Raw genomic sequence first — 10,343 nt, 5'->3', positions numbered from 1 at the left:
GGCGCGGCGCCCGCCACGGAGGTGAAGTGGTGGCCGAACAGCACATGCTTGTTGGTCGGGACGAAGTCGATTCCGTCCGAAAGCTCATGGGCCGGAGTGACGAAGTTCGCGTCCAGTGCGTAAGTATGTTTAGCGAGGTAGCTGGCGTAATAGCGGTATCCGAGCCAGAAAAGCACGCCTACTATTGCAATGATTACCCCAGCAGGCATGTCGGTCTCCCTTGACGTAGCTTCGCTCGATGCGGTCATTTCGCTCAGGGCGAATATGGGGCCATAGTAGCACGCGAAGCACGCTTGCCATCCGGGGCTGATACGTTGAAGCGGTCCCTGCAGAGCCACGGAGAGGAGTGCATGGATATCGTCACCCGCGCTGTCCACGGTTCATCTGTGGCCGACGTCGTCTGGCTTGATGCCGCCGGAAGCCTCCAAGGCTGCGGCGCCGTGGCCTTGCTGTGGGATAAGCAGCCGGCGCTGGCTTTCACCTTCGACCACGAGGACCGGGCCCGAAGCATCGCAGCCGCACCACAGGTGGCCCTGACCTTCACCGATAGCCGCTCGACCAGTCAGACTTTTACGCCGGCGGCACTGATGGGACGTCCTCGCCTCGTCGAGGACATGGACGGCGATATTTTCACCGAGCACCTGCTCGAACAGGAGCTGCGGCGTTATCCGCCGGCACGGATCTTCGCCGACTCGTTCTTGTTACGGCGCGAACACTGGTGGTACTTACCGCGGCTGATTATCAGGCTCGACGTTGATGCGGCCCGGCCGATGCCGGCGCGATCCGGTTCCAGCGAATATCTTCTGGCGGTCAGGATCGATGACCGGATTGAAACCCACCTGGTCACGGTTCCCGACGGCGAGGTGTCGGATTCACTTCCCCTGACTCCTGTCGAAGACCGGCTGCTGCCATCCGGGCCGGCCATTCTGCTCGGGCAGGACGCGTCCTTCCCCGATCTGGCGCAGTGGTCGAGCTGGGTGTACCGGGGAATGTCGTCCGGCAGCCACCTCGAGGTGACCGAAGCGCCGTCGAACACGGGCCTTGGGCAGGTTCCCTCAGTCTGGAAGCGGATGCTCCAACAGCAGGCGTTCGGCCGTGCCTGCCGCAAAGGTATTGCCAATGCGGAGCGTCGCTTGGCGTAGGGAACGTCTACGCCAACATCAGCACGCCGCGGATGACGGTCACCGCGCCGCCCATCCCGGCTAGCGTGATGGCGACTCTGCGTGCGGTATCTATGGAGATTCTCCGCGCCAGCCACGCACCGATCCGAATACCGCCGACCACGGTGATCACGATGATCGGGAACAGCCACCACGGCGGCAGTTGATCGATTGTGGTGGCACCCACCGCGAGCTTGGTACCCACCGAGAAGATGCCCATGGTCATGAAAGTCGGCTGCATGGTCGCTGCAAAGGATCGTTGGTCCCAGCGGGAGAACTTCGAATACATCACCATTGCCGGCGCGGCGACGCCGGCGCTGGTGTTCAGGAAACCGCCGACAACGCCGGCCACTCCGGTCAAGGCATGGGACTGGATGTGGGGAACCCGCGGCGTCCCGAATGTCAGCGCCAGTGAAATGAGCACCACCGAACCGATGACAATATTCAGCCACGCAGCTTCGAGTTCGCGCACCATAAACGCTGCCGGAATCGCGCCGAGCAGTGCCATCGGCATGAAGATGAGGTAGCGCTTCCAGTTCACATCTTTGATGACAGCCAGCATGATGAGGAAACCGGAGACCACCGTCGTCGAATTCGTCACAAACACACCAAGTGCCGGGCCCATGAGCAATGCCAGCACCGGGGCCACCACCAGCCCCACTCCCGTTCCGGACAGCCGCTGCAGCGTCGAACCGAGCAGGATGGCAACGATCGCGACGATCACGATTCCGGTCGTCATGGGCTCTCCGGCTCGGTGAGCGGGGTGTTGAGTTGTGCCATCGATTCCGAGTCTAAGTGGTACCGGGAATAGTTACGGCCTGGTTGTGCCATCCGGGTCCATTCTTGATCGTGCTTCGACCGTAGCGTTCAGCGGATTCGGTCAGACGAATCTATTGCGCTGCGCTCCGAGACCGGCGATTTCCGTTTCCACTACGTCCCCGGCCTTCAACCACGGATGGCGGCCCTGCTCATTGCGGCGACCCAGCGCGACGCCTGCCGGGGTGCCGGTGAGAACGAGATCTCCCGGGCGCAACGTGACGATGGTGGAGAGGTACGAAATCAGTGCAGCGGTGCCGAACACGAGGTCGCCGGTTGAATCCTGCTGTACCACCTCGCCGTTGACCTTCGTGGTGATGGTGGCGCCGTCGTCGAACTCATCCGGGGTTACCAGATACGGGCCGACCGGCGTGGAAGCCTCCCAGCACTTGCCCTGTGTCCATTCCGAAGTCCGGCTCTGCCAGCCGCGCATGGAAATGTCGTTCGATACGGCGTATCCGGCGATGGCGGCGGGGGCATCCGCCTCGGAAATCCGGCGCCCGCCCGGTCCAATCACGATCGCGAGTTCACCCTCCCAATCGACCCGGTGCTCCTCGGCTGGGATTTCTATGTCGTCGTTGGCTCCGGTCAGCGAGTCCGCGAACTTGGTGAAGACTGTGGGGTACTCGGGCAGCTCGTTGCCGGTCTCGAGAATATGGTTGCGGTAGTTCAGGCCGATGCAGAACACCTTTGACGGGTGCGTAATCAGTGTGGCGAACGATACTCCGGCCAGGTCGCCGGACGGTGTTGCCGAGGCGGCTGCTTCGTCCCGGGTGGTGGCCGGGGCAGCCAGGAAAGCACCGACGTCGGCAAATCCGGTCAGTTCGGCGGTTTCATTGCCGGAGACGACGGCAGCATAGGTCTCTGTCGGGTTTTCCGGACGGCGAAGGGTGGCAAGTTTCATGGAGCTATCGAATCACACGAGTGTGAGGGGATACATCGTTTGGCGTTCCCGGTGCAGGATAATACCGACAATGTGATTGCGCCGCCGGATCGTGGGAGAATGGGCGACGATGTCTATCATAAATACCCCCGCTTCTGAAACGCGCCCTCAAGTCCGCCCTGCCGCCGAGGGCTGGGAGCAGGCCGTAGCGCCCGATGGCCGTCCCGAATTGCAGTTCAAGTCGCCGCGGGTGAAACAACCTTCCACCCACCTGGCGGACATGACCATGGCCGAACGCCAGGCAAAGGTGGTCGAGCTGGGCTACCCCGCGTTCCGCGCGAAGCAACTGTCGACGCATTATTTCAACCACTACACCACCGACCCGGCCGACATGACCGACCTGCCGCTTCAGGGACGGGAGGACCTGGCCTCGGCTATGTTCCCGCCGCTGCTGACTCAGGTTAAAAAGCTCACCACCGACAACGGCGACACGATCAAGTTCCTCTGGCGGCTGTTCGACGGCGCGCTGGTTGAGTCTGTGTTGATGCGTTATCCCGGCCGTATTACCTTGTGCGTATCGTCGCAGTGCGGCTGCGGGATGAACTGCCCGTTCTGCGCCACCGGCCAGGCGGGGCTGACGCGGAACATGTCGTCGGCGGAAATCGTGGACCAGATTGTCGCCGCTAACCGCGCTATCGCCAATGGGGATCTCGGCGCGCTGCGCTCCGATGGCGGTCACGACGCCGAACGCGTCACCAATATCGTATTCATGGGAATGGGTGAACCGCTGGCGAACTACAAGCGCGTGCTGACCGCCGTGAGGCGAATGGTTGATCCGTCTCCGCAGGGGCTGGGCATGTCCGCCCGGAATATCACCATCTCCACCGTCGGACTCGTGCCGGCAATCAACAAGCTGGCAGCCGAGGAACTGCCCGTCACGTTCGCCCTGTCGCTGCATGCGCCGGACGACGAGCTGCGCGACGAGCTAATCCCGGTCAACAGCCGCTGGAAGGTCGACGAGGCGATCGACGCCGCGTACAACTATTACCGCACGACCGGCCGCCGGGTATCCATCGAGTACGCCTTGATCAAGGATATGAACGACCACGCCTGGCGGGCAGACCTGCTGGCAAAGAAGCTCAACCAGCGTGGCCGCGGCTGGGTGCACGTGAACCCAATCCCGCTGAACCCGACGCCCGGTTCGATCTGGACGGCTTCGGAGAAGGACGTGGCGCAAGAGTTCATTGAGCGGTTGATCGACGCGGGCATCCCGACGACCTTGCGCGATACCCGCGGTAAGGAGATCGACGGCGCCTGCGGACAGCTCGCCGCCGCGGAGTAAATGGCCCGGGCGACGACGGGACATAACCACCGCCGTCGTTCATGTTGCTTTTTGTTACTCCGGCCGGTTGAGTTTTCCCGCGCCGGCCGCGCACAATCGAAACAGAATCAAGAGTCCCGACCGAAAGCCCTGGCTGGTCGGGCGGCAACCCTCTCGCTGTAGCGGGGTGCCCCAGGTGACGATTCGACGCCGGCCCGGTGATGAAACGGGAGGCGTAAGTATGGCGCCGTGCATGGCATGCGCCACGACACGAGAGGGACTCATGACTGAGACCGCAGTACAAGACCTGACCACTGAACGCGCCGCCCGCCTGAACGAGGCTGGGGAATTCTGGGACCGCCGGATCTCCGAGGACGCAGCCAACGCGAAGCTGACCTACACGGCCAACGGCGAAAGTGTCGGCTCAGTTGCCACCCGGATTAACGCCGGGAAGCACGAATTTCTCGTCGACGAGCCTGCCGGACTGGCGGGGGATGACGAAGCGGCGAGCCCGGTGGAATTTGCTCTGGGCGCGTTGATTTCCTGCCAGGTGGTGGTCTACCGGTTGTACGCGCACCAGCTCGGCATCACGGTGGACGGCATCGACATCGAAGCTGAAGGCGATCTGGACGTGCGGGGAATCTTCGGCAAGGACGACGCCGTACGTCCGGGCTTCAGCGAAGTCCGGTTGAGGATCAACATCAGCGGACCGGAATCGGCCGAACGGTACGATGAGCTGCGCCAGGCGGTCGATGAGCACTGCCCGGTGCTGGACCTGCTCAGCAACCCGACGCCGGTGACGAGCGAGGTCGTCAAGGTCTAGGTTAACGGGCGATACGTTTCGCTTGATTCTCGCCCTCTGGTGTACGTACGATGTGTGTACGATATTGGAGATGCGATGGAAAGCAAGACTCAAAGAATAAATTTGAGGGCCACTAAGCGGCAAGAGAACGTGATTCGACGTGCCGCCGATGCTACCCATAGGTCTATGACAGATTTTGTCTTGGAAGCGGCGAGCGTTGAGGCGGAGAGGATTATGGCTGACCGCCGATGGTTTGAGTTGAGCGATGAACAGTGGGTGGAGTTTGAGCGTTTGCTCGACGAGCCAATGCCGTCGAACTCGAAGTTGGCAAGACTTGCTTCGAGAACAAGCCCATTCTCTGAGCAGTAGGGCGTCCGGGTGACGGGCCTTGAAGCACCTAGGAAGCTAAGCAAAGGCGACGATCGGTCCTCGTTTACATGCGGAGCGACGGAACTGGATGATTGGTTCCGGCGCTTCGCATATGAAAACCAACGGGCGAATAACGCGACTACATACGTGTCCACAGACGGTAAGGCTGTCTGTGGGTACTACTCGATAACGGTGTCAGCCGTTGAGAAGTCTGCTGCGCATAACAAATTCGATAATCCCTCGGACCCAAGGCAGCTTCCATGTATCCTCTTGGCGAGACTGGCTGTTTCGGAGCAATATCATGGGAGTGGACTGGGTGCGGGTCTTTTCGGAGATTCGCTGAAGCGGGCGGCGCTGTTGAGCGAAAGCGTTGGAGCCAGAGCTATGCTCATCCACGCGCGGGACGATCAGGCAAGGGCCTTTTATGAGCACCTCTCGGAAACGTATCAGATGCCGGGAAACCCTCTGCACCTCATGATTCCCATGAAATGGATTCGAGCTAATTTCCTCGGGCCAAATTATGCTGGCTGATCTGTTGCCCGTCGGGTAGAAAGGACCATGGTCCAAATCGACCGCAATGGTCTTCTGGCATACCGGCTGAACGTCCAGGGTTTAATCAACAAGCCCGGATCCATTGCCCCGGCGGATGTACCGTTGCTCGACTTTGGCGTGCAGGATACGGGACCGGATGGTGCCCGGTGGGCGCTGGTCATCCGCGGAGCCGGACCGGAGCTGCCTGCCCCGGTTCCGGATCTTGCCCTGGCATGGACGCTCCGCGGGGCGCCGCACCTGCACCGGCGGACGGACCTGCCTGCGGTGGCACGGGCAGTCCACCCGTACTCTTCCGCCGATGCAGCCAAGAGGATTTTCGACGCCGCAAAGCCGCTCAAGGCTGCCGGTATCGACCCGTTGATGGCTTTGCACGAAGTTGCCGCGGCTGAACGGGTCCTCGTCGCCGAGCCGATGGTCAAGGGTGAAATGTCCCGACAGCTCGCAGAAGTGATGGACGAACCGTACCTGCGTTACTGTTCGGGCTGCGCCGCGACGCACCTCTACGAGATGCCTTTCCGGTTGGCCGCGCTGCAGGCCGGACTCGAGCTGCAGGCGGGGACTTCGCCGCCGGTGCTGGAACGCATTCCGGGATGGGCCGGGTTGGAAGAAGCCCGGTTGCTTGCCGGCTTCCGGGGAGCCGCCCTCACCGGTGTGGAGTTCCTCTAACATTTCGGTTCAGACCGAAACAGGGCAGGGTCAGCCAGGCGCTTTTCCTGCAACGTCTCTCAGGAGAGCGAATCAGTGGGGCGGAAAAGTCCGAAGCGCTTCCGTTGGTCCTCAGGTACGAGGCCGTGGTAGTGCGGATTTTGGTAGATGAACGCCCTGATGTCGGGGCAGAGCGGCAACACCGCCAGCCGTCGCCGGTGCAGATTCGCCAGGATGTTGTCGAAGAGCTTCGTAGTGAGCCCGCGGTCCTGGAAGTCATCCGAAATCTCGGTGGCCAATATGGAGATCTCGGCGCCGTCCATTTGGTACTGCACAAACCCTGCAACGTCCCCGTCTTCGTAGAGGACGAACTTGGACGCTGTTCGGTGGTCGTGAACCTTTAACGCGGTTTTCTCTTCGTTTTCGTGCATGTCTCCGGATGTCTTCGCTATCGCCGAGGACCGCCTCGACCTGCTGCGGAACTTGCAGATCAGATCGGGACAACCCATTTCCCATGTCGCCGGCGGGCTTGTCGCCTTGACCGGTTAACAGGTATTCGACGTCGTCCGGGGTGTGGATTGGCCGCTGGTGGAGCTAAACCATTCCGGAGGGGCGGATGTTCAGCGATTCGACGGCGGATTCGGCGGTGGTATCGACGGCGAGGCGTACGGCTTTGGCCACCTGGTCCGGCTGTATCCAGGCTTCCGACTTGTACTCCTTGCCCTCCCAGTCGTGCAGTTCCTGCTGCATGTCCGTGGCGACACGTCCGGGATGGATGGAACAGACCCGCACGCCGTTGCCCCGCTCCTCCTGCCGCAACGCATCCGTGAAGGCCCTCAACGCAAATTTGGTGCCGCTGTAAATGGCGGAGCCGGCACCGGAGGAGTAGCCGGAACCGGAATTGATCGTCACGACCTGACCGCGGACGGCGCGCAAGGCAGGCAGCAGCAACCGCGTCAGGCCGGCGACCGCGAAGACGTTAACTTCGAAACTCTCCCGCCAGTCCTCGGCGCTCAGCTCCGCAACAGTTCCCATCTTGAGGATCCCTGCCGAATGGATCAGCACATCGAGCTTGTCGATCCCGGAGATGGCACGTTCTGTTTCGATGGCATCCCGCAGGTCGGCCGCGAACGGAGCCGCCGACGGGAAGTCCTGTGCCAGAGCTGCCAGCCGCTCTGCGTCCCGCCCGCCGAGCAGCAGATGGTGGGTGGATGCGAGTTCGGTGGCAATCGCCAATCCGATTCCACGCGAGGCGCCGGTAATGAGGGCAAGAGGTCGTTCAGTCATGCTGAATATCCTAGCGTTGACCATTTTCGACATCTTGAGCAGACCCGGGACGGGAAGCGTAACCTACCGTTATGGAGATCCTTTTCAGATGGAAGCCGTAGGATGCGGGCTGTTAGTTTTGACCGTTTCGGTGAAAAGCCAACACTCCGGGAAGTTCCGGATCCGGTGGCAAGTCCCGGCGGCGTCGTCGTGCGTGTTGAAACCACCGGTTTATGCCGCAGCGATGTGCACGGCTGGCTGGGACACGATGACGGAATAGTTACTCCACACGTTCCGGGCCATGAATTGGTGGGCGTGATCGACTCGGTCGGCGAGAAGGTACAGAACTTCCGGATCGGGCAGCGGGTAACCACGCCCTTTATCTGCGCCTGTGGCAACTGTCCGGAATGCCTGGCCGGCAATGGACAGGTCTGCCGGAACCAAACCCAGCCCGGCTTCACGCACTGGGGTTCCTATGCCGAACTCGTTGCTCTGCACGATGCGGACAACAATCTCATCCCGGCACCGGAGGAGCTCGACGGCGGTGCGGCGGCACTCCTTGGCTGCCGCTTTGCGACGGCGTACCGGGGACTGGTGCACCAGGCGGACTTAAAGGGAGGCGAGTGGCTCCTGGTCGTCGGTTGTGGAGGTGTCGGCTTGAGCGCGGCAATGATCGGGCTGGCGCTCGGAGCAGAGGTTGTCGCCGTGGACATCAACGAAAAATCGCTGCAGCGGTCGCGGGCGCTTGGGGTGCAACACACCGTGAATTCTGCCGGAATGGATCAGGACAGCCTATTGGCGGCGGTTCAAGGCATAGTTCCCGACGGCGTCAGCGTCTCGGTCGATGCCCTTGGACGGGCCGAAACGGCGGCAGCGGGAATCCTGTCCCTGAAGCCGCGCGGGCGCCACGTACAAATCGGGCTTTTCCCCGGCGAACCAGTCATACCCATGTCCGCCGTCATCGCGAAGGAGCTGGCGATCCTGGGCAGCCACGGGATGCCGGCCAGTGCCTACGCCGGGATGCTGGAGCTCGTCGCGTCCGGCGCGCTTCGCCCGGAGGCCTTGATCGACAGACGCATCACCCTGGCGGAAGTTCCGGACGCGCTGGTCGGCATGGCGGACGGAAGTTCGACCGAAGGCGTCACGGTCATCGACGTAGCGGCACGGAAGTAGCTCGCGGGTTAGCGCTGCCCCGCCTGTTATGTACTACCCCCGCCCGATGAAGGGCATGCCGCTGGCAGTGATCACCATGGAACCAACGGACGCCGACGCAGGCAACTGGGCCATGTAGAGGACAGCGCCGGCGGCCTCTTCCACCGGGAACGTCGGCTCAGTCCTGCGGGTGCCGTCCGGCTGCAATGCGCCGGTGCCGCTGCCGATATTCTCCATGAGCGCGGTGGCGGCGTTGCCGATGTCGATCTGCCCGCAGGTGATGCCGTAGGGGCGGCCGTCCAGGTCGATCGACTTGGTCAGTCCGGTGATGGCGTGCTTTGTGGTGGTGTAGGCGGCGGACAGCGGCCGGGGCGCGTGGGCCGCAATGGAGCCGTTATTGATGATCCGTCCGCCCTGCGGGTTCTGGCTTTTCATCAGCCGCACGGCTCCTGCTGCGCACATCATCGACCCGGTCAGGTTCACTGCGACAGTCTGCTCCCACTCGTCCAACGGAATCTCATCGACCGCTCCTGCGGGGCCGAAGGTGCCGGCGTTATTGAAGAGGACATTGAGGTGGCCGAGCTCTGACCGGACGTAATCAAAGAGGCGTTCGACGTCGTCGGGCCGGGTTGTATCTGTGGGCACCAGATGTGCCTGGGGGTGACCGTCGGCCGTTTCTTCCAGTGGCGCCCGGCGCCGTCCGGCCAGCACCACGGTGTAACCGGCGTCGAGGAAGCAGCGCGCGGTTGCCCGGCCGATGCCTGATCCTGCTCCGGTGATGACCGTGGTTTTGGGAGATTGGTCCGTGGACGCTGGCATGGAACTCCTCGTTGTAATTGACATCTCTTTTGTGCGGCAGTTCACTGGGGTTATCATAATGGAAAAGTACTTCCGGATTATGAAAATCGTATCAGTGAGGATCCCGCAGACATCGGCTGCCGGGTGGGAGAGGTTTGGCATGGCTGCAGAACAAGATATGACGCACATTCTAAGCGGTTTGACCGGACAATTGCCCGACCGTGATCCTGAGGAGACGGCTGAGTGGATTGAGTCCCTTGACCTGTTGATTAAGGAGCAGGGGACGGAGCGGGCGCAGTATATTATGCGTTCGTTGTTGCAGCGTGCCGGTTCACACAGTGTTGGTGTGCCGATGGTGACGACCACCGATTATGTGAACACGATCCCTTCCGATCAGGAACCGGCATTCCCGGGGGATGAGGAGATCGAGCGGAAGTATCGTGCGTGGTTGCGGTGGAATGCTGCGGTGATGGTGCACCGGGCGCAGCGGCCCGATATCGCTGTCGGCGGGCATATCTCCACCTACGCGGGTGCGGCGACGTTGTATGAGGTGGGGTTGAATCATTTCTTCCGGGGTAA

General features: G+C 61.8%; 14 protein-coding genes and 1 riboswitch. Of the genes, 8 read left to right on the top strand and 6 right to left on the bottom strand.

Annotation, left to right across the window (positions count from 1 at the left end):
- The coding region (locus tag Y707_RS30920; RefSeq protein WP_035782511.1) for a carbon starvation CstA family protein at window positions 1-209 on the bottom strand (209 nt) is incomplete at its 3' end.
- A 141-nt stretch (window positions 210-350) separates the two neighbouring features.
- Here Y707_RS30920 and Y707_RS0118100 point away from each other — a divergent pair.
- Window positions 351-1,142: a hypothetical protein gene (locus Y707_RS0118100; RefSeq protein ID WP_026536118.1), complete on the top strand. Its 792-nt coding sequence runs from the start codon at window positions 351-353 to the stop codon at window positions 1,140-1,142.
- 7 nt (window positions 1,143-1,149) lie between these two features.
- On the opposite strand, the gene Y707_RS0118095 is transcribed toward Y707_RS0118100, so the two are convergent.
- Window positions 1,150-1,899 carry a sulfite exporter TauE/SafE family protein gene (locus tag Y707_RS0118095; protein WP_026536117.1) on the bottom strand — a complete coding sequence of 250 codons (750 nt, stop codon included), beginning with the start codon at window positions 1,897-1,899 and terminating at the stop codon, window positions 1,150-1,152.
- Window positions 1,900-2,040: 141 nt separating this feature from the next.
- Window positions 2,041-2,880, bottom strand: a complete 840-nt coding sequence (locus tag Y707_RS0118090; protein WP_026536116.1) for a fumarylacetoacetate hydrolase family protein — start codon at window positions 2,878-2,880, stop codon at window positions 2,041-2,043.
- A 109-nt stretch (window positions 2,881-2,989) separates the two neighbouring features.
- On the opposite strand from Y707_RS0118090, the gene rlmN reads away from it, so the two are divergent.
- The 5 genes from rlmN to Y707_RS27340 all read left to right on the top strand — a co-directional run bounded on the left by rlmN (window position 2,990) and on the right by Y707_RS27340 (window position 6,569).
- A complete protein-coding gene (rlmN, locus tag Y707_RS0118085) occupies window positions 2,990-4,201 on the top strand; it encodes a dual-specificity RNA methyltransferase RlmN (RefSeq protein WP_026536115.1) in 1,212 nt (403 codons plus the stop codon).
- 105 nt (window positions 4,202-4,306) lie between these two features.
- A riboswitch (SAM riboswitch) is annotated at window positions 4,307-4,428 on the top strand.
- A 35-nt stretch (window positions 4,429-4,463) separates the two neighbouring features.
- Window positions 4,464-5,003 carry an OsmC family protein gene (locus tag Y707_RS0118080; RefSeq protein ID WP_026536114.1) on the top strand — a complete coding sequence of 180 codons (540 nt, stop codon included), beginning with the start codon at window positions 4,464-4,466 and terminating at the stop codon, window positions 5,001-5,003.
- A gap of 75 nt (window positions 5,004-5,078) precedes the next feature.
- Window positions 5,079-5,351, top strand: a complete 273-nt coding sequence (locus tag Y707_RS33555) for a type II toxin-antitoxin system TacA family antitoxin (RefSeq protein WP_035782508.1) — start codon at window positions 5,079-5,081, stop codon at window positions 5,349-5,351.
- A gap of 9 nt (window positions 5,352-5,360) precedes the next feature.
- Window positions 5,361-5,882 (top strand): GNAT family N-acetyltransferase, encoded by a 522-nt coding sequence (locus tag Y707_RS33310; RefSeq protein ID WP_026536112.1) that lies wholly within the window; start codon window positions 5,361-5,363, stop codon window positions 5,880-5,882.
- A 27-nt stretch (window positions 5,883-5,909) separates the two neighbouring features.
- A complete protein-coding gene (locus Y707_RS27340; protein ID WP_051442172.1) occupies window positions 5,910-6,569 on the top strand; it encodes a DNA glycosylase AlkZ-like family protein in 660 nt (219 codons plus the stop codon).
- 59 nt (window positions 6,570-6,628) lie between these two features.
- Here the strand turns inward: Y707_RS27340 and Y707_RS0118060 are convergent, their stop codons facing one another.
- Window positions 6,629-6,979: a GNAT family N-acetyltransferase gene (locus Y707_RS0118060; protein WP_026536111.1), complete on the bottom strand. Its 351-nt coding sequence runs from the start codon at window positions 6,977-6,979 to the stop codon at window positions 6,629-6,631.
- Window positions 6,980-7,142: 163 nt separating this feature from the next.
- Window positions 7,143-7,835 carry an SDR family oxidoreductase gene (locus Y707_RS0118050; protein WP_026536110.1) on the bottom strand — a complete coding sequence of 231 codons (693 nt, stop codon included), beginning with the start codon at window positions 7,833-7,835 and terminating at the stop codon, window positions 7,143-7,145.
- 102 nt (window positions 7,836-7,937) lie between these two features.
- On the opposite strand from Y707_RS0118050, the gene Y707_RS0118045 reads away from it, so the two are divergent.
- On the top strand, window positions 7,938-8,987 hold the full coding sequence (locus tag Y707_RS0118045) for a zinc-dependent alcohol dehydrogenase family protein (RefSeq protein WP_026536109.1): 1,050 nt from the start codon (window positions 7,938-7,940) through the stop codon (window positions 8,985-8,987).
- A 33-nt stretch (window positions 8,988-9,020) separates the two neighbouring features.
- Here Y707_RS0118045 and Y707_RS0118040 read toward each other — a convergent pair whose 3' ends face one another.
- Window positions 9,021-9,785, bottom strand: coding sequence for an SDR family oxidoreductase (locus tag Y707_RS0118040; protein ID WP_026536108.1), 765 nt, complete (start codon window positions 9,783-9,785; stop codon window positions 9,021-9,023).
- Between the two features lie 139 nt (window positions 9,786-9,924).
- On the opposite strand from Y707_RS0118040, the gene Y707_RS27335 reads away from it, so the two are divergent.
- The coding region (locus Y707_RS27335; RefSeq protein WP_503487611.1) for a pyruvate dehydrogenase E1 component-related protein at window positions 9,925-10,343 on the top strand (419 nt) is incomplete at its 3' end.

The organism is Arthrobacter sp. H14, from assembly GCF_000520495.1.
Lineage (GTDB): Bacteria > Actinomycetota > Actinomycetes > Actinomycetales > Micrococcaceae > Arthrobacter_C.
The sequence above is the reverse complement of the archived record's forward strand: the minus strand, read 5'-3'. Positions and strand labels throughout refer to the sequence as shown.

Excerpts from the sequence above, each read along its gene's own strand:
- Y707_RS0118050 (WP_026536110.1), bottom strand. The coding sequence starts at position 7,835 with ATGACTGAACGACCTCTTGCCCTCATTACCGGCGCCTCGCGTGGAATC.
- Y707_RS0118080 (WP_026536114.1), top strand. The coding sequence starts at position 4,464 with ATGACTGAGACCGCAGTACAAGACCTGACCACTGAACGCGCCGCCCGC.
- Y707_RS0118095 (WP_026536117.1), bottom strand. The coding sequence starts at position 1,899 with ATGACGACCGGAATCGTGATCGTCGCGATCGTTGCCATCCTGCTCGGT.
- rlmN (WP_026536115.1), top strand. The coding sequence starts at position 2,990 with ATGTCTATCATAAATACCCCCGCTTCTGAAACGCGCCCTCAAGTCCGC.
- Y707_RS0118045 (WP_026536109.1), top strand. The coding sequence starts at position 7,938 with ATGCGGGCTGTTAGTTTTGACCGTTTCGGTGAAAAGCCAACACTCCGG.
- Y707_RS0118100 (WP_026536118.1), top strand. The coding sequence starts at position 351 with ATGGATATCGTCACCCGCGCTGTCCACGGTTCATCTGTGGCCGACGTC.
- Y707_RS0118090 (WP_026536116.1), bottom strand. The coding sequence starts at position 2,880 with ATGAAACTTGCCACCCTTCGCCGTCCGGAAAACCCGACAGAGACCTAT.
- Y707_RS0118040 (WP_026536108.1), bottom strand. The coding sequence starts at position 9,785 with ATGCCAGCGTCCACGGACCAATCTCCCAAAACCACGGTCATCACCGGA.
- Y707_RS27340 (WP_051442172.1), top strand. The coding sequence starts at position 5,910 with ATGGTCCAAATCGACCGCAATGGTCTTCTGGCATACCGGCTGAACGTC.
- Y707_RS33555 (WP_035782508.1), top strand. The coding sequence starts at position 5,079 with ATGGAAAGCAAGACTCAAAGAATAAATTTGAGGGCCACTAAGCGGCAA.
- Y707_RS0118060 (WP_026536111.1), bottom strand. The coding sequence starts at position 6,979 with ATGCACGAAAACGAAGAGAAAACCGCGTTAAAGGTTCACGACCACCGA.